This window comes from Variovorax sp. PAMC28562, assembly GCF_014303735.1.
In the GTDB taxonomy this organism is placed as follows: domain Bacteria; phylum Pseudomonadota; class Gammaproteobacteria; order Burkholderiales; family Burkholderiaceae_C; genus Variovorax.
On record NZ_CP060296.1, the window covers coordinates 573173 to 596551 of the forward strand.

At 61.7% G+C, this 23379-nt stretch carries 26 protein-coding genes, 1 tRNA gene and 1 pseudogene; 20 read left to right on the forward strand and 8 right to left on the reverse strand.

Annotated features, from left to right (window positions below; all coding sequences use genetic code 11):
• Positions 1 to 160: 160 nt before the first annotated feature.
• The 16 genes from H7F36_RS02800 (at position 161) to H7F36_RS02875 (ending at position 12512) form a co-directional block, all read left to right on the forward strand.
• A complete protein-coding gene (locus tag H7F36_RS02800; RefSeq protein ID WP_187053242.1) occupies positions 161 to 1105 on the forward strand; it encodes a toprim domain-containing protein in 945 nt (314 codons plus the stop codon).
• On the forward strand, positions 1102 to 2610 hold the full coding sequence (locus tag H7F36_RS02805; protein ID WP_187053243.1) for a YfjI family protein: 1509 nt from the start codon (positions 1102 to 1104) through the stop codon (positions 2608 to 2610). The genes H7F36_RS02800 and H7F36_RS02805 overlap by 4 nt, the downstream gene beginning before the upstream one ends.
• Entirely contained in the window at positions 2607 to 2903 is a 297-nt protein-coding gene (locus tag H7F36_RS02810; RefSeq protein ID WP_187053244.1) for a hypothetical protein, read from the forward strand. The genes H7F36_RS02805 and H7F36_RS02810 overlap by 4 nt, the downstream gene beginning before the upstream one ends.
• The gene (locus H7F36_RS02815; protein WP_187053245.1) at positions 2900 to 3424 is read left to right on the forward strand and encodes a hypothetical protein; all 525 of its coding nucleotides are present in this window, start codon (positions 2900 to 2902) and stop codon (positions 3422 to 3424) included. The genes H7F36_RS02810 and H7F36_RS02815 overlap by 4 nt, the downstream gene beginning before the upstream one ends.
• On the forward strand, positions 3421 to 3729 hold the full coding sequence (locus H7F36_RS02820) for a hypothetical protein (protein WP_187053246.1): 309 nt from the start codon (positions 3421 to 3423) through the stop codon (positions 3727 to 3729). Before H7F36_RS02815 ends, H7F36_RS02820 begins: the two co-directional genes overlap by 4 nt.
• 127 nt (positions 3730 to 3856) lie before the next feature.
• Positions 3857 to 4588 (forward strand): hypothetical protein, encoded by a 732-nt coding sequence (locus H7F36_RS02825; protein ID WP_187053247.1) that lies wholly within the window; start codon positions 3857 to 3859, stop codon positions 4586 to 4588.
• A gap of 4 nt (positions 4589 to 4592) precedes the next feature.
• On the forward strand, positions 4593 to 4865 hold the full coding sequence (locus tag H7F36_RS02830) for a hypothetical protein (protein WP_187053248.1): 273 nt from the start codon (positions 4593 to 4595) through the stop codon (positions 4863 to 4865).
• Positions 4862 to 5143: a hypothetical protein gene (locus H7F36_RS02835; RefSeq protein ID WP_187053249.1), complete on the forward strand. Its 282-nt coding sequence runs from the start codon at positions 4862 to 4864 to the stop codon at positions 5141 to 5143. The genes H7F36_RS02830 and H7F36_RS02835 overlap by 4 nt, the downstream gene beginning before the upstream one ends.
• Positions 5144 to 5152: 9 nt before the next feature.
• A complete protein-coding gene (locus H7F36_RS02840) occupies positions 5153 to 6640 on the forward strand; it encodes a hypothetical protein (RefSeq protein WP_187053250.1) in 1488 nt (495 codons plus the stop codon).
• Complete coding sequence (locus tag H7F36_RS02845; protein ID WP_187053251.1) at positions 6640 to 9684, forward strand: transglycosylase SLT domain-containing protein; 3045 nt, start codon at positions 6640 to 6642, stop codon at positions 9682 to 9684. The genes H7F36_RS02840 and H7F36_RS02845 overlap by 1 nt, the downstream gene beginning before the upstream one ends.
• Before the next feature lie 173 nt (positions 9685 to 9857).
• On the forward strand, positions 9858 to 10322 hold the full coding sequence (locus H7F36_RS02850; protein WP_222620428.1) for a DUF5681 domain-containing protein: 465 nt from the start codon (positions 9858 to 9860) through the stop codon (positions 10320 to 10322).
• A gap of 8 nt (positions 10323 to 10330) precedes the next feature.
• Positions 10331 to 10492: a hypothetical protein gene (locus H7F36_RS02855; protein ID WP_187053252.1), complete on the forward strand. Its 162-nt coding sequence runs from the start codon at positions 10331 to 10333 to the stop codon at positions 10490 to 10492.
• Between the two features lie 15 nt (positions 10493 to 10507).
• On the forward strand, positions 10508 to 10735 hold the full coding sequence (locus tag H7F36_RS02860; RefSeq protein WP_187053253.1) for a hypothetical protein: 228 nt from the start codon (positions 10508 to 10510) through the stop codon (positions 10733 to 10735).
• Positions 10736 to 10754: 19 nt separating this feature from the next.
• A complete protein-coding gene (locus tag H7F36_RS02865; RefSeq protein WP_187053254.1) occupies positions 10755 to 10904 on the forward strand; it encodes a hypothetical protein in 150 nt (49 codons plus the stop codon).
• 73 nt (positions 10905 to 10977) lie between these two features.
• Entirely contained in the window at positions 10978 to 12105 is a 1128-nt protein-coding gene (locus H7F36_RS02870) for a hypothetical protein (protein ID WP_187053255.1), read from the forward strand.
• Positions 12105 to 12512 (forward strand): hypothetical protein, encoded by a 408-nt coding sequence (locus H7F36_RS02875; protein WP_187053256.1) that lies wholly within the window; start codon positions 12105 to 12107, stop codon positions 12510 to 12512. Before H7F36_RS02870 ends, H7F36_RS02875 begins: the two co-directional genes overlap by 1 nt.
• Positions 12513 to 12800: 288 nt before the next feature.
• On the opposite strand, the gene H7F36_RS02880 is transcribed toward H7F36_RS02875, so the two are convergent.
• Positions 12801 to 13376, reverse strand: a complete 576-nt coding sequence (locus H7F36_RS02880) for a hypothetical protein (protein ID WP_187053257.1) — start codon at positions 13374 to 13376, stop codon at positions 12801 to 12803.
• Positions 13377 to 14001: 625 nt separating this feature from the next.
• The gene (locus H7F36_RS02885; RefSeq protein WP_187053258.1) at positions 14002 to 14409 is read right to left on the reverse strand and encodes a hypothetical protein; all 408 of its coding nucleotides are present in this window, start codon (positions 14407 to 14409) and stop codon (positions 14002 to 14004) included.
• A 159-nt stretch (positions 14410 to 14568) separates the two neighbouring features.
• Here H7F36_RS02885 and H7F36_RS02890 point away from each other — a divergent pair, with 159 nt between their 5' ends.
• The 4 genes from H7F36_RS02890 (at position 14569) to H7F36_RS02905 (ending at position 17025) form a co-directional block, all read left to right on the forward strand.
• A complete protein-coding gene (locus H7F36_RS02890) occupies positions 14569 to 14850 on the forward strand; it encodes a hypothetical protein (protein WP_222620429.1) in 282 nt (93 codons plus the stop codon).
• 248 nt (positions 14851 to 15098) lie between these two features.
• On the forward strand, positions 15099 to 15521 hold the full coding sequence (locus H7F36_RS02895; protein ID WP_222620430.1) for a hypothetical protein: 423 nt from the start codon (positions 15099 to 15101) through the stop codon (positions 15519 to 15521).
• 21 nt (positions 15522 to 15542) lie between these two features.
• Positions 15543 to 16184 (forward strand): hypothetical protein, encoded by a 642-nt coding sequence (locus H7F36_RS02900; protein WP_187053260.1) that lies wholly within the window; start codon positions 15543 to 15545, stop codon positions 16182 to 16184.
• A 58-nt stretch (positions 16185 to 16242) separates the two neighbouring features.
• Positions 16243 to 17025, forward strand: coding sequence for an abortive infection system antitoxin AbiGi family protein (locus tag H7F36_RS02905; protein WP_187053261.1), 783 nt, complete (start codon positions 16243 to 16245; stop codon positions 17023 to 17025).
• 746 nt (positions 17026 to 17771) lie between these two features.
• Here the strand turns inward: H7F36_RS02905 and H7F36_RS02910 are convergent.
• The 6 genes and pseudogenes from H7F36_RS02910 to rsmB all read right to left on the reverse strand — a co-directional run bounded on the left by H7F36_RS02910 (position 17772) and on the right by rsmB (position 23359).
• Positions 17772 to 17963 carry a hypothetical protein gene (locus tag H7F36_RS02910; protein WP_187053262.1) on the reverse strand — a complete coding sequence of 64 codons (192 nt, stop codon included), beginning with the start codon at positions 17961 to 17963 and terminating at the stop codon, positions 17772 to 17774.
• A gap of 287 nt (positions 17964 to 18250) precedes the next feature.
• Positions 18251 to 18326 (reverse strand) — tRNA-Phe (locus H7F36_RS02915).
• Positions 18327 to 18365: 39 nt separating this feature from the next.
• Entirely contained in the window at positions 18366 to 19067 is a 702-nt protein-coding gene (locus H7F36_RS02920) for a response regulator (RefSeq protein WP_187053263.1), read from the reverse strand.
• 45 nt (positions 19068 to 19112) lie between these two features.
• Positions 19113 to 21433, reverse strand: a pseudogene (locus tag H7F36_RS02925) (ATP-binding protein); the annotation flags it as partial.
• A complete protein-coding gene (locus tag H7F36_RS02930; protein ID WP_315971440.1) occupies positions 21430 to 22122 on the reverse strand; it encodes a DUF4390 domain-containing protein in 693 nt (230 codons plus the stop codon). The gene H7F36_RS02930 and the pseudogene H7F36_RS02925, both read right to left, overlap by 4 nt.
• Positions 22073 to 23359 (reverse strand): 16S rRNA (cytosine(967)-C(5))-methyltransferase RsmB, encoded by a 1287-nt coding sequence (rsmB, locus tag H7F36_RS02935; RefSeq protein ID WP_261802595.1) that lies wholly within the window; start codon positions 23357 to 23359, stop codon positions 22073 to 22075. The genes H7F36_RS02930 and rsmB overlap by 50 nt, the downstream gene beginning before the upstream one ends.
• Between the last annotated feature and the right edge of the window lie 20 nt (positions 23360 to 23379).

Sequence of the window (23379 nt, forward strand, 5' to 3'; positions counted from 1 at the left end):
CCACGTTGGCAGCCGAGTACGCCTTGCGCGGTTTCGCGCTGGTACGTACTGACCCTGGCAGCACGCAAGCACCCTTCTATGCATGCAGGTGGGGATGGCTTAAGCCGATCCACAGCCTCGACGACGCCCGTCGTTTCCTCTCACAGAGAACAGGTGCCCGATGAGCGCTACCACTGACTCCACCGAAAAGTTCCGTTCAGCGATCGAAGCTGCCGGCATGACTACACCTGACGAGATCTTCGGCGATGGACTTCTCCACCGCTTCAGCCCCGAAGGCAAGCGGAGCGACAAACCGGGCTGGTACGTCCTTCATCTGGACAACATCCCAGCCGGCACCTTCGGCAACTGGCGTACCGGCGAGACGCAAACATGGTGCTCGAGGTCCGACAACGACATGAGCCCCGCAGAACGCGTCGCCTTGCGTGATCGCATCAAAGCTGCGCAGCACATGCGTGACGCCGAGACAGCCCGACGCAACGCCGATGCTGCTGACAAGGCAGCGCAGATATGGGCGCTCGGCGTGCCTGCAGTAGGTCATCCCTACTTGAAGTTGAAGGGCGTCAAGGGTCACGGCCTGCGCGTCGGCCGGTGGCAGAAGTGGGACGGCGAAACCGGCGAGATCACCACGCTGGAGAACGTCCTCTACGTGCCCATGCGGGACACCGCGGGCAAGTTGCACAGCCTGCAGGGCATCACGAGCAACGGCGAAAAACTCTTTCTTTCTGGGGGCAAGGTCAAAGGCATGTATCACTCCATCGGTCGCCCAAGTGGGCGGCTCATCATCGGCGAGGGGCTTGCAACCTGCTCCACAGTCTTCGAGGCAACAGGTGATGCGGTCGCCGTCGCGTTCAACTCCGGCAACCTTGAACCGGTGGCGCGTGCGCTGCGAGCAAAGTACCCATCCCTCTCCATCGTGCTCGCAGCCGATGACGACTGGCAGACGCCCGGCAACCCCGGCATGACCGCGGCAAAGAACGCTGCAGCAGCCATCGGTGGTCTGCTTGCCGTGCCTGGCTTCGGCAACCTACCTAGAGGACCGAAGGACACGGACTGGAACGATCTGGCCCGCCTGGCTGGTTCGGTGAATGTGGAGGCGTCGGCATGAGCGCGCTGGTCCCCGTGAGATCCGGTATCGATGCCGCTGCTCCCGTCCTCGATGGCTGGCCGGTCCCTACCAAGCTGCCCGACACGCTCCCGCCCGTGATGGCGTTCGATCCCGACCTGTTGCCCGACGAGATCCGGGGCTGGGTGATGGACATCGGAAACCGCATGCAGTGCCCGCCGGACTTCCCTGCTGTCGCCGCGATAACAGCACTCTCAAGCCTGATCGGCGCCCGTGCGGTCATTCAACCGAAGGCCAAGGACGACTGGCAGGTAGTGCCGAATCTTTGGGGCTTGGTCATCGGCAACCCCGGCGTCATGAAGTCCCCGGCCTTGAGCGAAACGCTCCGGCCACTCAATCGACTCGAAGCCGACGCGCGCGAGAAGTGGGAAGCGGAGAAAGAGGACTGGGATCTCGACGTGAAGGTGGCCGAGCTGCAGAACGAAGCCAACGCACGAGAGGCCAAGGGCTTGGCGACCAAAAATCCGGCCGGCGCCAAAGAGAAACTGAAGCCAGTGGATTTGCCAGCCACACCAGCGGAGCGTCGCTTCATCGTCAACGATGCCACCGTGGAAAAGCTCGGCGAGTTTCTGAGCGTCGACTCGTGGGGCATGCTGGCATACCGCGACGAGATCTACGGGCTGCTGAAGAGCATGGACCGCGAAGGCCAAGAAGGCGCGAGAGCGTTCTACCTGCAGGGCTACGACGGCAATCAGGGCTACACCTTTGACCGGATCGGCCGCGGCACGAAGCGCATTGACCGCGTCTGCATCGCCATGCTCGGCGGCATCCAGCCGGGGCGCATCCAGAGCTATGTGCGTGATGCCGTGGCAGGTGGCGCCGGTGACGACGGCCTGCTGCAACGGTTTGGGATGGCGGTATGGCCGGACGTCACGACAAGTTTTGTGAACGTCGACCAGTGGCCCGACACGCCGGCCAAGCAACGCGCTTACGACGTGTTCACCCGCCTGGCAGCGATCGAGGTCGACGCCGAACCACGGGTCTGGCGCTTCGACGATGAGGCACAAGCCATGTTCAATGAATGGCGCGAGGAGTTTGAACCGGAAGTGCGTGGCGGCGAACTGCACCCGTCATTCACGGCGCATCTCTCGAAGTATCGGAAACTGGTTCCGGCGCTGGCCGTCGTCTTCACCATGATCGACACGCCGAACGCTGCCACGATTGGAGCTGAGCAATTGGCACGAGCACTCGACTGGAGCGTATATCTCCGCTCGCATGCTGAACGGCTCTACAGCGCGGCAGTGATGCCCGAGACAGGCGCCGCCAAGGCTTTGCTCGGCAAGATTCGCACGGGCGTGCTGTGCAGCTCGTTCACGCCGCGCCAAGTCGTACAGAAGTGCTGGGCCCACCTGGGCACCACTGAGGCAGTGCGCAAGGCTGCTGAACTGCTCGCTGACTACGACTGGCTCCAGCGTGAAGTCGTGCACACCGGTGGTCGGCCGAGTGAGCGATATGAAGTGAACCCGCTGGCTTGGAGCCCAACATGACCGGGTCGGTGAAGATCACGGCGCAGAACGTCGCAGTAGATGCCTTCTACTTCTGGCGCGAGATGGCCGACTGCCCGGTGAACAGCAAGGTGCAGCTTCTTGGCGCGGGCGGCCTGCCGCAATACGGCCAGTGGGACGGCAAAGCCGCCTTCTATGTCGCGTGGGCGCCGCTGCCCAAACGCCGGCCGAACGACCCGACAAGGGCCTGTCAGCTATGCGGATGCTGCTCGCCGCATGCGGGACCCGGTGCCACATTGACGACCGCGCAAGAGCCGACAGGAGGCGCCGCATGAAGTGGCTCGACCGCGTCCGCAAAACGGCAGATGCCCCGCCCGTGGCACCTACAAAACCTACAGAAGCCACTTTCGTAGGTTTTGTGGGGTCGCCCCCCGCCCCTTTCTCTGAAATTGAGGGCTTCAACGACCCCGAAGTTTCGGATGACTGCCCGCCGAACTTCTTGGACGAAGCCCCGGCGGTGGTGACCGCTGCAGCCTCGCCTGCTTCCAACCCGGAGTCCGGCGTGGTGTTAGGTCGAGCATCCGCACCGGGCGCGGACCCTGCCGAACCAAGTGAAGCCCACATGGCGCTGGTGATGCTCTTTCAACGGCGTGGCGTTCGCAACGAAGAGGCTGATCAGTTGGCGCTGGATGTCGCCGCCCGAACGTTCAACCTCGATGACCATCACATCTGCCTCGAATGCCGACGCCTGAACGGCAAGCGATGCACGGTGCCGACGCGGGCGCAAGCCGGGGAAATCGTGACGCCGTTCTTGCGGTGGCCCATGCGCTGCCCTGGCTTTGAGGCTGCGGCGTGACCACCGCGCATACCGAACTGGTTGCGTTGGTGGATGCGTCCACATCGCGTCGGCGTGCAAACACGGAAGCCACTACGGCGGCGCTGACAGCTTCGGCGGGCCGTGATGGCATGACCATCTCCGGTGATGGCCGAGTGACCGAGAAGGACGCCGCAAAGCTGCTGGGTTACTCCGCTGGCTTCCTGAAAGCGCTTCGGCTCAGCAGCAATGGCCCGGTGCACTTCACCGTCGGCATGAACGGTTGCCGCGTGAGTTACCGCATCGAGCACCTGGCCGCATGGATTGAGATGGGCAGGGAGGTCTAAGGACGGCATTGACCGCACTCCAACGACATAGATCAAGGGGACACTCCGGCGCGACCATCGAGACATGAGGGCGGCACTCCATGTGCCCGCCTTCCAACCTAACGCAGTGATTGCGCTGGAGCACTTGATGGCAGACATGTATTCCGACCCGAGTAACGCGGCTAACAACCCGTTCCTCAGTGGCTCAAACCCTTATTTGCAGGGCAGCATCGACAAAGCGCAAGGCGATGTCGTCCGCAACTACAACCTGACGACCCAGCCTGCGTACAACTCGGCGATGGCCAGGTCCGGCTCCTTCGGGAATGCCGGCATCGATGAGATGAACGCCAACGGGCAGCGAACCCTTCAGGACTCGCTGGGCAACATCTCCACGCAGATGCGCGGTGCGGATTACCAGAACCGCGGCAACCTGTACATGCAGCAGCAGGGCATCGACAGCTCCAATTACTGGAACAACAACAATTTCAACCGGTCGCTCTACAACGACGCCTATTCGCAGAACCAGCAGAACCTGCAAACCGGAATCGGCCTGTTGGGCACGCAAGCGGGCTACAACACCAACAACCTGAACAACGGCACGACGATTCAGAACACGCCGATGAACTATTGGTCGCAGTTTGCCAACGCGGCGAATGGCACAGGCCAGGGTTACGGCACCGAGATCAAGACGACCGGCACCACGAGCAACCCGTTCGTTTCGGCAATGGGCGGCGCTCAACTCGGCCAGTCGGCCATGGGCTGGTGGAACAAGAACTTTCCCGGCACCACCGGCACGAGCGGCAATGACTACTCGGGATCGAGCGGCGACTACACCGCGCCGAACTACACCAACTCGATGGATCAAGGGATCAAGTGGTAACCCCATGAGCGAAGCCGCAAAGATCATCGATTCGGCCACTGCGCCCACCATCTACGTTGACCAACCCGTTGGCTTCATCATGAGCCGCGGCAACGTCATCATCACGTTCGCAAACCCTACCGCCGACCACAACCCGAGCGGCGAATCGGTGCACAAGAAAGTCGCTCTGCGTGTAGTCATCCCGGCGCGTGAGGCTCAGGCGTTGACGGTCACGCTCTACGAGTACCTCAAAGAGCAAGGCGTCGATGTCGCCGGCACCGCTGGAGCTATGCAGTGACCGCCACCGTCTTCACCGAGTGGAACACCGAGATTCCCGACACGGAGCAGGACGCGGCATTGCACGAAGCCTTTGCAACGTTCGCGCTTGATGTGGTGGCACAGACCATGCCGGCGTTCTTCGACTTTCTGAATGCAAATGACGCGCAGGTCGTCGCGGGGCTGCACATCTTCTCGTACTCGACGCCCGCCGCTCCTGAGGTCTGGGTTGACGTGCCAGCCATGGCAAACCGACTGAATTTCTTGCCGTGGGCCGAGCCCCACGAAACCGCGCACTAAGGACCACTCATGGGGCTACTCGACTTCCTTCAGCAACCCGACGCTCAGCTTGGTATCGGCTTGCTCGCCGCCGGTGGGCCTACGACCGATCCAAACCGCACCGGGATCGGCCAGCGTCTTGCTGGTGCGCTACAAAGCGTCGATGCGAACCGTGATGCCGACCTGAAACGGCAGTACGTGAAATCGCAGATCGACGAGAACACGGCCCAGATCGCAGCACGACAGATGCAAGCCCAGCGTGACGCACAGATCAATGGAATGATCATGTCCCGCTTCGGTAACGGCGCTCCTCAGCCGCCCCTCGCCAGCATGTCGGGCGCTCCGCCTTCGACCGGCTTTTCGAACGGCGGCACTGCCCCCGACGGGTTCGCATCGGCCCCTGTCGGCAGTGCACCGTCCTCGCCTGGTGCCGGGTACAACCCTTCAGCTCCGGTTCAAGGTCCGGGCGCTGCGCAATCAAGCGGCAGCTTTCCTCTTTCGCTCAACGACCTCGCTTTGCTCAGCACTGCCGGCGCGAAGAACGCGGGCGACTTGTTCAACATGTACAAGTACTCCACGGACGGCGTGAAGCAGGAGGCCGGCAACTACTACAAAGACCCGAGCACGGGCGCTGTGCGCTACATGCCGAAGCTGGACAACGGCATGGGGATGGTCAATGGTGCGGTGGCCCCGATGTCGGGCTACTCCGCTTCCAATGCCTTGATCAAAGGCCAAGAGGCTGGTTCCGTTGCCGGGGCAAAGATGCCCTTCGACGTAATGACCGACCGTGCGCGACAGGTCACGGGCGCGCAGTTGCAGACCAAGTCGGTGATCGGCGCAGATGGCAATTCATACGAGGTGCCTCTCTACAACCTCGCGCAAGGGCAAGGCGGCGCCGCTGGCGGTGGTAGTCAGGGCGGCGCGCCTGGCAGTGCCCCTGCTGCGTTCCCTGGTGCATTCCAGAGTGGCCGCAACCCGATCACGCAGCAGTCGGCCGTTGCGCTGAACGACAACTGGATCAAGAGCACTTATCAGCCGACGCTTGATGCAGGAAAGACGGCGACGGATCTGCAGTCGAGCATTCAAGCGGTGCGCAACGTCAATATGAATACGGGATGGGGCGCCGAACAGAAAGCTGCAGGCGCGGCGATGCTCGAAGGCTTGGGCATCAACGTCGGCAACTCGAAATTGTTTGCGTCGAGCGCTCAGAAGTTTCAATCGGTCGCCATGGACAAGCTACTGACCACGCTCGCAGCGCAGAAGGGACCGCAGACCGAGGGCGACTCGACCCGCGCGCAGCAGACCTTCGTCAAGCTGTCGAACACGCCAGACGCCAACGCTTTCATCATGGACTTCGCGCAGGCCAAGGCGAACATGGACCAGCGTCGCGCCCAGTACTACGAGCAGGCGTTGCCCTTGGCGCAGAAGGCCGGTGACCTCACGCGCGTGGATCGCGAGTGGCGAAAGATTCAGGGCTCGGTGTGGGCTGATCCCGTCCTTCAACCGTGGGCTAAGTGATGGAAATCTTTAACAGCCTCGAATCGCAATACGGTCTTCCGGCCGGCTTGCTCGATAGTGTCTGGTCTGCCGAATCGGCTCGGGGCCGCAACATGGTTTCCCCTGCCGGCGCGCAGGGCCACTTTCAATTCATGCCCGGCACCGCCCAGCAATACGGTGTGACCAATCCCAACGATCTCACGCAGTCGGCGACCGGCGCCGCACGCATGTTTTCTGACCTCTTGAAGAGCACAGGCGGCGATGTGACGAAAGCCCTCGCTGGCTACAACTGGGGGATTGGCAACGTCCAGCGAAAGGGGCTCGAAGCAGCCCCGACAGAAACGCGCAACTACATCCAGAAAGTGACGGCCGGCATGGGACAACCTCAGGCAGACAGCAACTCCTCGGAATGGGACGCGCTCGCTCAGAAGTTCGCGCCACAGACGGCAGCACGAACGGGAGCAAGCGGCGCCGATCCATGGGCTGACCTCAATGCTCAGTTCACGCAGCCCATGGCGACCGCAGGCGCGCAACCGAGCCGAGCAGCCAGCAAGGAGGCGGCGGCAAGCAACTCGATGCTCGACAACGCGGCGAGCGTCATCACGAACCTCGCACCCTTCGGCACGCTTATCAACGCGGCGCGCGGTCCTGGCATGGAACGCGATGCGGCGAAAGGCTTTGCAAGCGGCTTCGCTGATGTCGGCAACACGCTGCTCAACGGCGGCGCGCGTCTGGCGGATGCTGTGGGCTTGGGTGTCAAAGATCCCAGCCAGTCAACGCTGGGGCGCATGGGCATCACCCCACCGCTTTCCAGCAACGACGACCGGCAGGCGTCACTCAGCGCTTTCAACAAGGAAAACGATTCGCTCGCCTTTGGTGGCGGACGCTTCGCCGGCAACATTGCGGCGACGTGGCCGGTCGGGGGGACCATCGGTGCGGGCATCCGGGGCGCAGCGGCCCTGCCGATGCTTGCCCGCGCAGCCCCTGCCCTCGACGCACTGGGCACCTCGATTGCAAGCGGTGGCATGTCCACGGGGCTTGCTCCTGCAACGCTTTTGGGACAAGCCGGAAACCTCGGCCTGCGCTCCGCTGGCGGTGCGATCAACGGGTATGCCAGTGCTGGCCTGGTCGATCCATCGTCAGCCGGCCTTGGTGCTGTCGTCGGCGGTGCGCTGCCTCCAGTGGTTGCGGGCCTCGGCAAAGCAGGCTCATTGGCCGCGTCGGGCGTCCGGAAGATGCTCACGCCCGAAGAGGTCCGCGCTGCACAAACCGTGATGGCCGCAGGTGGTTACAAGACTCCGGAAGAGATTGCCGCGGTGCGTGCTGCTCTCGGTCAGCAGGGTCCGAACATCGTCGGCGAAGGCCCGACGGTTCCGCAGATCCTGCAAAACCCCGGCGTCAGCCAGTTGCAGCGCACGCTTCGAAACAGCGGCGATAGCGCCATCCTCGGACGCGAAACCGCGCAGGATGCGGCCCGCCTCGCCACGCTCGATCGTGTGTCGCCAGTCAGCGGAACCGTGCAGCAGTCGGCCGAGAACTTCGGCAACGGCCTGAGCGCTGCTGTCCGGCCCGCAGAAGCGCAGGCATCGAAGGAAGTAAATCAGGCGTTCAACGCCGTCGACCCATTCGACGAAACCCGCTTCAATCTGCCGCTTGATGAGATGCAGGCAGCGAAAGACAAGTTTCTCGGGGCTGGCACCTTCGGCACTGGTGGCAAGGTCGACGCAGCGCTCGCTGAAGCGCGTCGCATCGGAACTGAAACGGTTCCTGCGATCGTGCCAACCGGTGCACCTGGCGCCCGCTCGCAGCCCCAGAACATCGCTCAGGCTGTCCGCGCGCTGGGTGGCATCAATACGGGTGCGGTGTCCTCTCGGGGTCTCGCTGGCGAGCTTGCCGATCTTCGTCAGTCGGGGCTCGGCAGCATCATGCAGAACGGCCGCGGCCAGTCGATCGATACGCTGGCTCAGGCGATGCACGCGCAAGGCTTCATCCCGGAAGCCGACTCGGCCACGCTGCTCAACGCGCTTCGTGATCACTCGTCTGGTGAGACGGTGGTGTCGAACGCTGCCGACCAGTCCCGCGCAATGCTGGCGATGCACGAAGCCGCGCAAGGTGAAGCACCCGGCGCACAGGTCATCTCCAAGGTTGTCCCGTTCGCCCATGTGCAGAACCTGCGTTCATCGCTCGGTGAGGCGGCAGCAGCTGCAGATGCGAAGGGCGCCAACCGTGAAGCTGCGGCGCTCCGGCAGATGGTTGCCGATGTCGACACGCGTGTGAAGGCGGTCGCAGGCGGCAACGGTGGACCGGGCGAGAATTTTCCGCCTGACATCGTTGCGCAGTGGGAGAAGGCAATCGCCCTGCACGCCGACAAGATGGACCGATTCCATACCGGCCCGCAGTCGCTGATGTTTCAACGTGGCGGCGATGGCCTGCCTGCTGCCCAAGGTGCTGAGCTGGCTCCCAAGTTTTTCAACCCGCGCGGCTCGCAGTCTTCCGACATCGCAGCCTTCCAGAAGGTCGCTAATCCAGAGACGACGGCAGCGCTGAAGAACTATGCGATCACCGACGCGGCAAACCAGACGGACCGGCTCGGTCGGCTGACCAACGCCAAGTTTGCGAACTGGGTGAATGCTCGGAGTGGTGCGATCGATGGGCTGATGAGCCCCGGCGAGCGGGCTCAGCTGATGGGTGTGCAGAGCGACCTTGCGCGTGCTGATACAGCAACGTCGCTAGGCATGGCCACCGGCTCGAACACGGCGCAGAACGTGCAGAACGCACTGGGGCTTGGATTGCTGGATCACAAAGCGGTCAACGTGCTTGCGAACCGCATTCCCTTCATCGGCAAGTTCACCGGTCCGATGCTCGACGGCCTTCGGGCTACAGCGAAGCAGGGCAAGGTGGAACGGCTCGGCGGTCTGCTTGCAGACCCTGACGAGATGGTCAAGGCGTTGAAGCTGCTGGAGATGCAGTCGGCGCCGCGGCCTATCGGTCTGCTCCATCCCGACCTTGGACAGTACCTGCTGCGGGCGGCACCGATGAGTACATCCGGTTCCGGTCGTCAGTGAGGTTGCGGCCTGTCTTCCATGTGTAAACGAAATTCACCACGAAGGCCAGCAAGCCAAGGGCGACCAGCTTCAAGAGCAGGTACGCCGGGATGCTGTAGCCGAAGATTTCCATCGCCCGATGTTAAGGACTTACTGTTCAAAACAACAGCCCCCGAAACAATCCGAGTTACCGAATGACCAAAAAGACCGATTCTGAAAATGCACTGCCGCCAGCAGGCGAGAAGAAGCGCCCGCCGCAGTTGTGGAAGAAGGGCCAGTCGGGCAACCCTGCAGGCCGGACGCCGGGCACGAGCAAGGCTCACGAGTTGCGCGAGAAGATCCGCGATTGCGTGCCTGACCTCATCGCCAAGTTAATGGAGCAAGCCAAAGGCGGAGATGTGGGCGCTGCACGCCTCTTGCTCGAACGCGTCCTGCCAGCTATCAAGCCGGTGGAGCTGCCACAGGCAATCATGCTGCCGTCCGATGGCAACCTGACCGAAAAGGGCCACGCGCTGCTGCAAGCCGCTGCCGACGGCGAGATCCCTGCCGCCCACGCCGCCAGCCTGATGACCGCGCTTGGCTCGCTTGCGAAGGTGGCCGAGGTCGACGAACTGGCCCGCCGTGTCGCAGCCCTCGAAGATTCCGCAACCAAGAAGTGAGGCCCGGTATGGACATCAAGAAACGAATCGAAGCTCTGGAGCAGCGCAAAGGCACGAGGCGCGTTTACCGGGGCCTGGTGGATGAAACGCTGGAGCAGGCGTGCAAGCGGCTCGGGCTATTCGGTGACGAGGATGCGATCGTGATCCTGCGATCCATCGTCGATGTCTGACCGAAGGAGAACGATATGGCATTGAACCTTGAACGACGTGTCGCGGACCTTGAGGCCGCAGGCGACAAGAACAGCAAACCCTTCCTGGTGCGACTTGTCTCCGGTGATGGAACGCTAGAGCAGCAGGCCGAGCACGCGGCACTCAGAGCAGCTGGGAATGAGGTGATGGTCGTCTCGTTGGTCGCCCTGGCGCCAAAGCATCGACCAGCAGCCGAGCCGCCGGCAGCGACGCCCAATCTTTGAACATTGCACAGGAGAAACCATGTTTCCATTCAACCCGACGAACGCGCCCATGGTGGGAGGCGGTCTGCTCGATCCCAAGGTGATCGCAGCAAAGCAAGCGATTGCCAAGGTGCCGAAGGCCAAGGGAACGAAGCACAAGAAATCGCCCGAGCAGATGCGCGGCCGTTGAATGGGTTTTTCAGGTCGCCACGATACACAACCTAAATGCATGAGGCGCGTGCGAAAATTGTTTAGGCACAAAAATGGACGACGACAAGTTTTTTAGACTTCGATACGTGGGGCGACGGTTTGACCGGACGCGGCTTCCGCTCGATGTGTTGGCTGATCTGCCAGCGTTTCGTGACCTGCTCGTTGCTTACGCGAAGCAGCAGTGGCGTGCCGCAAATTCCGATCGCCAGCGGGTGCCCAAAGGGTTTGACAAGAGCCTTTCCTTTGACTTGGTGGGAATCGAACCTGGCAGCGCAATTCCTGCACTTAGTTGGGATGAAGCTACGGCACAAGAATATTTGCCGGGCTTCGCAAGCGAGCTCAATGAGATCGTGACTGCTTCCTACGCAGACGTTATCAGCCTTGTCGATGATGCTGGGCATGATGTTTTTCCGAAGGCTTTGGACCCTGAGCACGTCCGGGCACTCAATCGATTGGGATCGGGATTGCATGAAGATGAACGAATCGAATTTGTCGGGAGCAAAGGCGTAGATGGCAACGTCGTTTACCTCGATGTCGTCCGCCGCAAAAGGCTAATTACCAAAGTCCGTGAGACGTATGAAAGTCGGCACGACGGCATTGGCACTCTCATTGGCGTATTCGCTCCGCCCGACGCGCAGGCAACTATCAAGGTGCAAGCTTTCGAGCTTGGTCAAATAGATATACGTATCGACAACGAGCGCGTCAAAGTTTTTGACGGCAACATCAACGGAACGGTTCAGTTCGACTTGCAGATAGAGCGTGACAACAACGACGCCTTTCGCGGTATCGTGCAGGTACACGGCGTTGATCTAATTGACCCTGAGATCGGTGCCGAGCTGGAGCGTTGCGGCAATAGGGTCGAAGCGATCGCGATCTTGGTTGATGGCTGGTCTGATGGCGCGGGTGTCGCCCCATCTGCAGAGGCTGTTTCGGCGGCAAAGAGTTTTTTGAGCAAGCGCCCAATGTTGTGTGCAGATTTCAGGATTTACCCGACGCTTGCCGGCGGTGTGCTCTTTGAGCTAGTACGAAATGATTGGGACCTATCGGTAGAATTTCTTGCTACTGGCGGCGTGGAACTCTTCGGGATCGAAGTGGGTGGCAGAGGTGAGCTCGAGCCAGTGTTTTACGGAGCAGTCTCGCAAGATTTCATCGACTTTTTCGATGCAAAGGTTGGCCGCTAATGGTTCGACCTTTCGTTCCTGAAGAGGTGTTGTTCCGCCAGATCCATCCGCACTCGCTGGAGAAGGGGGAGCCGTCCAGTGATCGTTTTCGCCCATACGCAAATGACCAAAATCAAATGTCGGTAGACAGGTCTGCGCTAACTACGGCAGCGGAGTCACACACTCTGTATGTAGCGAACGGCAAGCTATCGGCCGCAGTTTTTGGCCTTGCTGTTGCTGAGCTTTCGGCCGAGTCCATTCCGTGCAAAGCCGATCCGCTGACGGCCAAAGATGACCAGCTTGAAAATGCTGCTCACGCATTGGCGGACTATTCCGCGCACAGCGAGAAAGCTCAGAAAAACATCGCGAAAAAGTTAAAGCAACTTGCTATCGCAAGGGGTTGCCTCCACTCATCGGTAGAGGCCTGAGGACCACTGCGTTGATCCGCTCCGCATCGTTGGAGAACGCTTGTGCGATCGCCCCATCCCGGTTCGTGACCATCGGCTTTGCCGCCACGATGACGGCCTATCCCGCAAGGCCATCGAGCGCAAGATCGAAAAAGGTGAATGGGCCGAGGGGATCCATTTCCGCAAGCGCGATGGTCGCGTTTATATCGATATGGTTGAATTTGAACGGTGGATCATTGGGCTGGATAAGTCGCAGCTGACACGCTCCGCTCGCCCTCGTGCATCAACGTAGATTCTCTATCCACTCGATTAGACGTTTTGCGCATCGGGTGGCGTGGGGTAGAGCGATTCAAGCGATCCGCTGAAGTTGAGCAAGCTGATGTTCAGCCTGTTGGCCTGCGTGGCGATCTCTTGCAGCGTGGCTATGGTGACATGCTGGCGCGTGACCTCTAGCCCGTCGGGCGTCTTCTTCTTGTGCCGAATGCTCAGTGCTTCGATCGCCAGCGTCGGGCTAGGCACAAAGCTACCCCAAATCGCGTGGACAACCGTGTTGCGACGCTCAGCCACCACCATCAAGTCATTCACCCACCAAATGGCAACGTCGTGTACTCCGACCAGATCGGCGCACGCCCCAACCGCGATTTTCCATAGCCTGGCTCGTTCCGCCATGGAGTTTGGCAATTGGTGCGTCACGGCCGCGGCGCCGGCTATTCGCATGAGATTCAGCAGCATCAGAGTGAAGTGCCCCTCAAGCCGCCCCCAGGCAACGAGTGCGATCCCCAGCGCTTGGTAGAAATCGTTCGCGTCGACAGGGTCTAGCGGCGACGGTGTCGTGCTCGGCGAAAACTTCAAGACCGCCGGTCCATTGGATTGGGTTACAGACATGAAGCACCTCTGCATGTGCAAGCTATAGCAGCAATGGTGGCTAGAGTAAGGCAGTCGTTTCCGCCGGGATGCAGCCACGGCTCTATCAACGCAGGCTCACCGCCAATCAGTCGGTCGCCTATGCTGCTCGCTCGGAATGACATTGACGCGACGAGAAACGCCGGCGCGTTCGCACGGCCGGGCGCGCCCAGGATTTCTGGACGGACATTCGCACCTGAACAGCACTTCAGCGGTTTGCGGCGTCCAGCCCTGCGTCCCGCCCAATGTCGACGACTCCAGCACCATCTCCTTCTTGCCGCAGAAAACACGCGCGCGTTGAAGCACCTCGCTCGGTGCACCGGCGTCATGGAGGTGCACGCCGTCACGGCCAGCAGCTCAAAACAAGCGCACACCATCGTCCCCTTTTGTAGGTTCTGTAGGGCTCCCATAAGGCCGCTTTCGAATCTCAAGGTGGCTTTCGTAGGTTTTGTAGGCTGCGCGGGGGCACCCTTTCCAGTTTTAGACGGCCGCTATGGCGTCTGTCTGCGTAGATACGAACCGGTAGTTTGCGTAGCCACGCCAACAGATTCAAAGACTGGCGAAGTGACATCCCCGCGTGCGCGCGCAAGGATCGCGCACTTGATGTTCACTGCGTGGCGCATTGGTTGGCGGACAGTTCGGCACGAAGCCCCCGCATGCGTTGCTGGTCAGGGTTGATGACCTCGGGCGGTTGCCACTGCCAGTTTGTGTAGCGCCCCTCGATTTTTGCGCGCTCTGCCGCGAGCTGGCCGCAGCGCTGTGCCCGCTGCGCGTCGGCGGTATGCGTCTGGGTTACTTGGGCACGCCCGGATCTCGCCTGCTCGGCCTGCAGTACCTGCTGTGCCCATGGCACGCCGTCAGCGACATATTCAATGCGATCGATCAACGCGTTGTGCTGGTTGCAGTGATTCGCAGCCCAGAAGGTAGCACCGTTGTATGCCTTGCAAAGGTAGATCGTGGCAGCGTGCCCCGTACCCGCCATCAGCGCCAGAGTGCAGACGATTGTTGCTTTCATGTTTCCTGCTCCTGGGCGAAGTCTATGAGCCCGCGGACACGTCGCACGCCACAAGTCCGCGGAAACGGGAATAGTTGGCACCGGCGCTCGCTTACCCCTAGGACACAGTTCGTTGACGATTGCAGACTGCTCGAGCCCGATCCGGGTGAGGAGAAAAAAATGAAGAAGATTGCCGTTATCGCGCTGGCCCTTATCAGCGTTTCTGCCTTCGCCCAATCGGAGCATCTGCGCCGGGGATACACCACATCGAACGGAACATACGTCGCGCCAAGCTATGCGACCAATCCAAACCACACGAAGATGGACAACTACAGCACGCAGGGCAACTACAACCCGCACACCGGCCAGGCGGGCACCGTGAACCCGTACCAGCAGCCGACCTACCAAGCCCCACAGCAGCGGTGCGGGACCAATCGCAACGGCCAGTTCGTCTGCAACTGACGCCGAGCACAAATTGACCCTGTGAGCGAAGTCGAAGTGATGAGGCGCCTCGATCAGCTGACCGCCGCGGTCCTTGAGCTGACGCGCTGCTTAGGCGCCAGGCTGACACGCTCGCAAATGTGCGAACGGCTCGGCGTTTCTGGCAAGACCCTCACAGGTCGCGTCAGGCGCGGCGTAGTGCCCTCGCCCGCAGCCGATGGCAAATGGTTGCTAGCGGAAGTGATGGCGTGGGAAACAAAAGGATGATTGTGAATAAACTTCTATTGATCCTGATTACGTTCGCCCTGACCGGCTGTGCGATCACTCATGAAACCTCTGTACTTGTCGGCACGGCACGGACGCCGACGACGCCGGATCAGGTGAAGCTCTACACCAGCCCGCCGAAGAAGTACGTCGAGATTGCTATCGTCTCAGCCGATGCCGCGCATGACTTCATGGACAAGCAATCGTTGATGAATACCGCTGTGGCGAACGCCAAGAATCAGGCCGCAGCGGTCGGGGCAAATGGTCTGCTGCTGGACGGCCTGGGCGACTTCGAAACGGGAAGCTCCGGTATCGTCATGCTGCAGCCCTCCTACAACCGCAAGGCGCCCATGATCGGCGTCTCAAGCTCGAATGTCCGGACTGGCAAGCAGATCAGCGGCAAAGCGATATTTGTCACCGAAGAGTGAATGGGAATGGGACGACTACTGTTGCTGTCGCTGCTGTCGCTGCTGTCGCTGGTCGGATGCACGGGCCTGCGCGGACCCACGGCCGAGGCCATGATGGGCTCCGACCCGACGATGGCCTGCTTCAGGCGCATGAACGCGGACCCCGAGGCGCGCCGGGTGCTGCATGACAAAGTAGGCGTCGGCCTCGACGGTCCGCCGACGATCCAGATGCTGGCCGACAAGACGGCTCCGACCGAAGAGGAGCGTCAGGCACTTGTGACCTTCACCAGCGTGAGACAGGCTTGCATCGCCGAGGGCGCCAGCTATAGGCGAGCGAACATGCCGCCCGAAGTCTGGATGCAGATTGAGGGGCTCGGTGAGCAGACCACATTGCTGTTCGCCAGGCTGTACGCCGGCGACATCACCTACGGCGATTACAACCGCATCCATCTGGAGCAGACACGCAACGCCATGCTTCGTCTCGCTGACTCAGATCGGCAACGAGCGCAGGCTCAGGCCGCTGATGACGAGCGACGCGGCCAAGCCTTCTTGCAGGGCTTGCAGGCGGCTCAACAGCAGCAGTACCAGCAGCAGATGCTTCGACAGCAGCAGATTCAGATGAACCGGCCGGTGACGACTGAATGCTCGCGGTTTGGAAGCTCGGTAAGCTGTACGTCGAGGTGAGTGGTAAGCGTCCAGTAGGCGTGCGCAACCGCGTCGGGATCGGCCGCTATGCTGGCGCATGCATCAGCCCTATACCTCGTCGGAACTGTTTCACTTCGTGGGGCATGCGCAGCCACAAGACGACGCTCGCAACTGCTCCACGCTGATTCAAATTCTGCGCGCCGGGCTTCTTTCATTTCCGCCGCATGACAAGCCAGGCAGACTGCCTCGCACTGTGACCGTGCGCCCAGAAGCATCTTTGCTCGACGAGCAATTAATTTCACCGCACATCACCTGCTTTGCTGATATTCCTGCCGATTCACTTGGCTCGCATGTGTCTCGATATGGCCGCTTCGGTCTTAGCTTTCAAAGAGCAGAACTGATCAAATGGGGCGCCCGTCCAGTGGCTTACGTGCCGACGTTTAAGGGCGATTGGGATGGACTCGCAGGCCGGCCGTTGCTACGCGACATTCAAGCCGTCTACAAAGGTTTTCGGAAGCATTTTGATGATCGTGTTCCTCCTCAACCGGAGACGATGCCGCGCACGATGGAGGAAATGTTTGCCTCGAAGCACCTGTACCGAGAGATGGGGAAAATACCTTCTGACGAGGTGCAGTTGATGCGCGGCCTGAAGAGCATCTTGGAAATGGAACTGCTCGCGTACATCAAGCCGTTCAACGCAGACCTGCCGGACGACCATCGAGATAATTTCTATATGGAGCGGGAGTGGCGCTTGCTGGGGCAGTGGCCATTCGACATTGCCGACATCGTGCATGTACATCTTGCGCCAGCCTTCCGATCTGCTGTCGAGGCTGAGTTTCCTACGCTGGCAGGTCGGATCATCGAGATCCCCACCTCCTAAACCCATCGGGCGTCGGCAGTTGGCCGACGGGTCGTCATGCGCGCTGCATGGCAGCACAGACAAACGTCCAGTACGTGCGCGCGCGCAAGGCAGCGAATCCGCGAAGGCTTTCAATGCTGCATGGTGCGGCTGTTTGTGCTTCACAAAACACGGCGATGGTATCCAGAAGGGTATCCACCGGTTGCCGGCTTTGGTTGCCAGACTGGTTTCCACGAAACTCTCTACTTTCCGACCGCATTGCTTTTGAAGGTTGGTTAGCGCGCTGGTTAGTGCGCTCTTGCCACCTTGGCGCCGACAGGACGCCAACGCTCGCTACAGCGCGTGCCCCAACACGCCACATGGTGGGCTGGAATGAACCTTTCGTAGGTTTTGTAGGGTGGATAGTGGCGCCCTTTGTGCTTTTTGGCGCAGCAAGAGCACGTCGCCGAAAGACCGGCATGAGCACTCGCGGATTGGATTTGGGGATGAGCACAGAGTACGGCACGCTTGACATGACTCCACCCCCAGTCGGCCAGCATAGGCGGAATGTCTGGGCAAGGCCAGTGCTCTTGCTGGCAGGCGGCATCGCGCTCGTTGTGATCCTCAGCGTCGTGTTGCGCTGATCCAGAAGCCGGGCAGGAGATCAACGAGGCACCTGCAGACGGCGGGGACCGTTTATATATTCTGTAGGGTAGTCTGGGGCCACTTTTTTGAAATCAGTCGCCCACGCCCCCGCTCGAACGCCGCGCCGGGAAGGCGCGGCGGTCCTAAAAATCGGTGGTTTGGTTGGAGCGCCTGGCGTTTTGCAGCTGCTCGGCGTCGCGTTGCCCGTGCGGCATTTCACTGAACAACATAGCCAGCACGATCAATGGCAAGCCCACCAGGATGACTGGACCGAAGGCGTGCACCAACCCGGCCATTACGACAGCGCTGACCACGACGGCAAGAAACTTGATCATGCACCATGATCCAGACCGCGCTCTACTGGGTCAATCCATCGGATTGCCTACGGCGCACTGAAAATGCGTCGTCCGTTAGTTCGATAGTGGAAACGTGCAATCCTGCACAGGCGGTGCCCACAATGGACGCCAATCGTTTGATGATTCTGAGCGTTCCGCGCGCGTACGCGATGGCTCGATCAAAGGTGTACCGCCGGCTACATGGTGGCTACATGACGCTCAGAAACGAAAAAAGTCTGCTACTTATTTGATAGCAGACTCTTCAAGCCCCTTGCGGGATAAATAGATGGTGGCCTGGGGCGGAATCGAACCACCGACACGCGGATTTTCAATCCGCTGCTCTACCAACTGAGCTACCGGGCCATACACACAAGCTCTTGCAAGCTCGAATGCAGCCTCAAATTATACCGCGCTGCGGCGGCCCCTAGAAAGGTCGACGCCAAGTTGTTTGAGTTTGCGATAGAGGTGCGTGCGTTCAAGGCCGGTCTTCTCGGCAACTCGCGTCATAGAACCGTTTTCCATGGCGAGGTGAAATTCGAAGTACGCCTTTTCGAAGCCGTCGCGTGCGTCACGCAATGGGCGGTCGAGGTCGAAGCTCTGGTTCGATTGCGGGCCTGGGTCCGTAGCTGGGATGTGCAGGGGGGGCGGCACCATCGTGCTGTCACTCACAGTGGTCAGCGCTGCAGCGAAGCTGCTCGATGCGGCAGCCGGCACCACGTTCGCTGCAGCCCGACGTGCGCTCTCGCGCGCGAGACCCTGTTCGACTGCCTTGAGCAGCTTCTGCATCGTGATCGGCTTTTCGAGGAAAGCGAACGCGCCGATGCGGGTCGCGTCCACTGCCGTGTCGATGGTCGCGTGGCCGCTCATCATCACGACCGGCATGCTGAGCAAGCCAGCTGTCGACCACTCCTTCAAGAGCGTGACGCCGTCGGTGTCCGGCATCCAGATGTCGAGCAGCACGAGATCGGGCCGAGCGCGCAGCCGTGCGGCGCGCGCCTCGGCTGCGTTCTCTGCGAGTTCCACGTTGTGGCCTTCGTCATTGAGAATTTCGAAGAGCAGGTCTCGTATGCCCAGCTCGTCGTCGACCACGAGGATATTTGCCATGAATGCTTGTTTACTGCGCCGGTATGAGGCCCGCTCGCCAAAGAAAGACTTTGCGTCTTCGGTGTGAGCGACCGCTATTGCGGATCGCCTGCCAACGCGAATGATAACGAGACTTGCGCTCCTGCTACAGCCCCGTCGGACACGCGGTTGCTCAGCTCGATGCGCGCACCGTGTTCATCGGCGATTTTCTTGACCACCGCGAGCCCGAGACCGGTGCCTTTGGTCTTGGTCGTGACATAGGGTTCGAACGCTCTTTTCAAGATGTTCTCGGCGAAGCCTGGCCCACTGTCCTGCACCGTCAATCGCACCCGCTGGCCGGAGTCGGAAAGGCGTGTGCGAATGCTGATCTCGCCGGCGCGACCGAGACTGTGGGCAGCCGTTTCCGCCGCATCCTGAGCATTTTGTAAAAGGTTGTGAATAACCTGCCGAATCTGTTGTGCATCGCCTCGAATCGGCGGGCAACGCGGGTCGAGTTCGGACAGCACGGCGATAGGCGCGTTCTCGGCACCATACAGCTGGAGCACGTCGCCGACGAGTGCGTTGAGATCGATCGCCTTGAGGTCTGCAGCGGGCAGACGGGCGTAGTCACGAAACTCGTTGACCAGCCGCTTCATCGCGTCGACCTGGTCGACGATGGTCTTGACCGATTTGGTGAGGATCGCCTGTTCAGGCGCTGCCACCTTGCCAGACAACTTCATCTCCAGCCGCTCTGCCGACAGCTGAATCGGCGTCAACGGATTCTTGATTTCATGTGCCAGCCGCCGCGCCACTTCGCCCCATGCCTGCGCGCGCTGTGCCGACACGATTTCGGAGATGTCGTCGAACACGAGAAGCCGCGCAGCGCCCGGCAGCTCCGCCCCCCGCGCCACGAGGTTGATGGCGTCCTGCGACAGGCCGTTGCCCGAAGCGTGCAACTCAAAAGCATGCTGCCAATGGTCCAGCCCATGCTGCAGGCGCTCGACCTGGAAGTCGTCGAACTGCTGCTGCACGTCTTGCCCGAACTCGGTCAGACCCGGCACATCGCTCAGCAAGCGACCTTCGAATGCGGCCAGCGGCGCCCGCAGCACGCGCGTGGCGCCGGGGTTGATCGAGAGCATCGTTCCCCTCGCGTCCAGCACGATCACGCCCGAGGTGAGGTTGTCGAGAATGGTCTGGAGATTGGCCCGCGCGGCGTCGAGCTGCCCCATCGTCTTTTCGACCGCGCCGCGGGCGTCCGACAACTGTTGTGTCATGACGGCGAAAGAGCGCGTCAGCCCACCAAGCTCGTCCCTGCCTTGCAACACTGCGGTCGGTCGCAGATCGCCAGCTGCGACCTGCCTCACGCCGTCGGCCAACACCAGCAATGGCCGCGCCAACTGGGTGCCGAACAGCACCGCCAGCAGCACGGCCCCGAAGACCGCCAAGAACAGACTGAGCGTGAGCGTACCGATGTACATGCGCCGAAGGCCCTCGCGCGCCAGCGCTCGCTCCTGGTATTCGCGGTTGGCTTCCTGCACCGCCAGCGCGTTGGCAACGACGGCGGGCGGCAGAGGTTGCGTCACCTGCAGGTAGCGCGGCTCGGTATTGAAATCGAAGCCCGGTCGCTGGACCAGCGCCAGGGCACGAATGGTGGCGGCGGGCGGCGCGTTGGTGCCCGGTGCCGGCACTTCGTCCAGCCCTTCGATGTGCGCGATCGGCCGGTCGGCGCGCACCTGTCGAAACTGCTGCTGCGTCGGTCGCTCGGGACTGAGCTGAAAGCGCGAGGCACCAGCACTGGCGACCAGTTGCCCGGTGCCCGTCCAGAGCACCACGTCGCTGGCGCCCAACTGGTCGCGAATACGCTCGAGCAGCAGGCCGGCGCTCGCATCGGATACCTCGGCGAGTTGACTACTGGCGACGCGTGCTTTGGAAGCGAGCTCGTCGGACAAGGAATCGAGCGTGGCACGGCCGAGGTTCAGCCCGGCGTCGAGCGCGCCCTCTACCTTGACGTCGAACCAGCTTTCGATCGACCTTGCGACGAATTGATAGGACACCACGTACACCAGCGCGCCCGGTACGACGCCAACGAGCGCGAAGATGGCCGCCAGCTTGATGAGCAACCGGCTGCCGAACTTGCCCTGCTGCAACCGGCGCAACAGCCGGAAAGCGACCCAACCGATCACCAGCACCAGCAGCGCCGCGACCACGACATTGAGACCGAAGAGGCGCGCGTAGTTCTGCTCGTAGAGCGCGCGGTTGTTGGTCGCCTGCGCAAGCAGGAAGATCAGCACCAGGCCGATGGCCGCAACCAGTGCGACCCCTACGCCGACGGCCCAGCGCACGGCGCGCGAACGGCGCGCAGCGGGCGACGACGCGCCGCCGCGAGGGCCGCCATTTCCGCTACTCACTTCAGTTTCTCCAGTGCCAGGCGCGCGCTGCGTTCGACCACGATATTCCAGTCGGCCTGCCCCGCCACGCCGATCTGGAACGGCCGCGGCAGTTGCGTGGTGTCGAGCCTGAAACTGAACTGCACGGGCTGCGTCGCCTCATCACCGACTTCGCTCCGGTCGGCCAGCCGAAGCCGTCCGACGCGTTTGATCGCGTCCAGGGCTTCGGGCAGGCTGTCGAAGTTCTGGTTCAAGGACACGCCCAAACCCGCATTCGCGATCGGCACCGACGACACGTTGAGCCGCCAGCGCCGGCTGAGCGGCTGGTAAGCCAGCCGCATGTGGCGCGTGGCCGACCCGACCTTGCGATCCGCCCAGTACCAACGCTCACGATAAAGCTCAGCGTCGACCACGAAATAGATAGCGATACCTTTGTCGAGCACCTCACCGACACCCAGGGGCAGTTCGAACTGGACCTGCGCGGTCAGATAGATGCCGTCGTCGGCCTCCTCCAGCCGCATTTGAGTAATGGAGGCTTGGGGCGAGTCGGCCAGGGCGGGCGTCGGCACACCTGCCAGCGTGCCAATGACCAGTAACGCTGCGAGCGCGACGATCCGACGCCGGCGCATCGGCAAACCGACAGCTGCCAGCGCGCGCAACTCAGCCGGTGCGCTTTTCGAGCAGGGCGTAGAAGAAACCGTCGTGTTCACCCAAGGCATTGTCCGGGACGGCATGGGCAATCCCGGCGCTTTGGGGAAGCAAATGGCCGGGCGAAGGTCGCAATCGGGCGTCGGTGTTGTGCGCAAGAAACGCATCGATCTGTTGCGATCCCTCTTCACGAAAAACCGAACAGGTGCAGTAGACAAGACGTCCTCCAGCCCGCAACAGCGGCCAGAGTGCGGCCAGCAGCTGGGCTTGCTGGGCCGCCAGCTGCTCGATGTCACTCTCCCGGCGCAGCCATCGGACGTCCGGATGGCGACGCACGATGCCCGACGCCGTGCACGGCGCGTCGAGCAGGATGGCATCGAATGGCGTACCGTCCCACCAATTTTCCGGTCGCGCAGCGTCGGCCACGACGATATGCGCCTGCAATCCGAGCCGCGTCAGCGTCTCCTGGATACGGCCAGTGCGCGTGGAGTCGATTTCGAGCGCGGTGACATCGAGGCCGCGTCCACGGTCGAGCTCCAGCAGGTGCGCAGTCTTGCCGCCGGGCGCGGCGCAGGCGTCGAGCACTCGCAGACGCGCCCCGGACGCCAGATCGAAGCCTTCGAGCAGCAGCGGCGCGGCGAGCTGCGCGGCGGCGTCCTGCACCGACACCTCGCCTTCGGCAAAGCCGGGCAGTTGCAGCACAGGTCGTGCACGGCCCAATTGCACGCCGCTCGCGCCCACGGCCTTGGCGGTCTGACTGTCGGCGGTCAGGGCGACCAGGTAGTCGGCAACCGACGTCTTTCGGAGATTGACGCGCAACGTCAGCGGCGCTTGCAGGTTGTCGGCCGTGAGCACCCGCTGCCAATCGCGCGGATGGTCGCGCCGCAGCCGCTCGATCCACCAGCGCGGATGGTTCCACTGCGCGACCGGCTCGCGTTCCGTCACCTCGACCAGCTCGTCGCGCTCTCGCAGAAAGCGCCGCAAGCAGGCGTTGATGAAGCTCGCTTGGGCACGCGTGGCGGGGTTGCGCTTGGCGGCCTCGACGGCTTGATCGACCAAAGTAAAGGGCTCGTACGGCGCACGGCCAACGTCCCACGCCAAAGCCAATGCGGTGCAAAGCAGCGCGTCGGCGGCCGGTGGTGGCGTGCGTTTGGCGAGGTGCCGACGCAGCGCCTCGGCGCGGCCGAGCCATCGCAGCACCTGGAAGCCGAGCGCCTGCACGCCGGGCCGCATGGCGGTCTCCACATTTTCGAAGGCGACAGAGCCGGACACGCCGCTCCGGATGGCGGCCAGGGCCATCGCTGTCAGCTGCAATTGGC

Bases quoted from the DNA above. Each gene is read 5' to 3' on its own strand.
- H7F36_RS02875 (WP_187053256.1), top strand. From the start codon at position 12,105: ATGGTTCGACCTTTCGTTCCTGAAGAGGTGTTGTTCCGCCAGATCCAT.
- H7F36_RS02855 (WP_187053252.1), top strand. From the start codon at position 10,331: ATGGACATCAAGAAACGAATCGAAGCTCTGGAGCAGCGCAAAGGCACG.
- H7F36_RS02825 (WP_187053247.1), top strand. From the start codon at position 3,857: ATGGCAGACATGTATTCCGACCCGAGTAACGCGGCTAACAACCCGTTC.
- rsmB (WP_261802595.1), bottom strand. From the start codon at position 23,359: ATGGCCCTGGCCGCCATCCGGAGCGGCGTGTCCGGCTCTGTCGCCTTC.
- H7F36_RS02865 (WP_187053254.1), top strand. From the start codon at position 10,755: ATGTTTCCATTCAACCCGACGAACGCGCCCATGGTGGGAGGCGGTCTG.
- H7F36_RS02805 (WP_187053243.1), top strand. From the start codon at position 1,102: ATGAGCGCGCTGGTCCCCGTGAGATCCGGTATCGATGCCGCTGCTCCC.
- H7F36_RS02845 (WP_187053251.1), top strand. From the start codon at position 6,640: ATGGAAATCTTTAACAGCCTCGAATCGCAATACGGTCTTCCGGCCGGC.
- H7F36_RS02810 (WP_187053244.1), top strand. From the start codon at position 2,607: ATGACCGGGTCGGTGAAGATCACGGCGCAGAACGTCGCAGTAGATGCC.
- H7F36_RS02815 (WP_187053245.1), top strand. From the start codon at position 2,900: ATGAAGTGGCTCGACCGCGTCCGCAAAACGGCAGATGCCCCGCCCGTG.
- H7F36_RS02870 (WP_187053255.1), top strand. From the start codon at position 10,978: ATGGACGACGACAAGTTTTTTAGACTTCGATACGTGGGGCGACGGTTT.
- H7F36_RS02850 (WP_222620428.1), top strand. From the start codon at position 9,858: ATGACCAAAAAGACCGATTCTGAAAATGCACTGCCGCCAGCAGGCGAG.
- H7F36_RS02880 (WP_187053257.1), bottom strand. From the start codon at position 13,376: ATGTCTGTAACCCAATCCAATGGACCGGCGGTCTTGAAGTTTTCGCCG.
- H7F36_RS02800 (WP_187053242.1), top strand. From the start codon at position 161: ATGAGCGCTACCACTGACTCCACCGAAAAGTTCCGTTCAGCGATCGAA.
- H7F36_RS02890 (WP_222620429.1), top strand. From the start codon at position 14,569: ATGAAGAAGATTGCCGTTATCGCGCTGGCCCTTATCAGCGTTTCTGCC.
- H7F36_RS02840 (WP_187053250.1), top strand. From the start codon at position 5,153: ATGGGGCTACTCGACTTCCTTCAGCAACCCGACGCTCAGCTTGGTATC.
- H7F36_RS02920 (WP_187053263.1), bottom strand. From the start codon at position 19,067: ATGGCAAATATCCTCGTGGTCGACGACGAGCTGGGCATACGAGACCTG.
- H7F36_RS02885 (WP_187053258.1), bottom strand. From the start codon at position 14,409: ATGAAAGCAACAATCGTCTGCACTCTGGCGCTGATGGCGGGTACGGGG.
- H7F36_RS02905 (WP_187053261.1), top strand. From the start codon at position 16,243: ATGCATCAGCCCTATACCTCGTCGGAACTGTTTCACTTCGTGGGGCAT.
- H7F36_RS02830 (WP_187053248.1), top strand. From the start codon at position 4,593: ATGAGCGAAGCCGCAAAGATCATCGATTCGGCCACTGCGCCCACCATC.
- H7F36_RS02860 (WP_187053253.1), top strand. From the start codon at position 10,508: ATGGCATTGAACCTTGAACGACGTGTCGCGGACCTTGAGGCCGCAGGC.
- H7F36_RS02910 (WP_187053262.1), bottom strand. From the start codon at position 17,963: ATGATCAAGTTTCTTGCCGTCGTGGTCAGCGCTGTCGTAATGGCCGGG.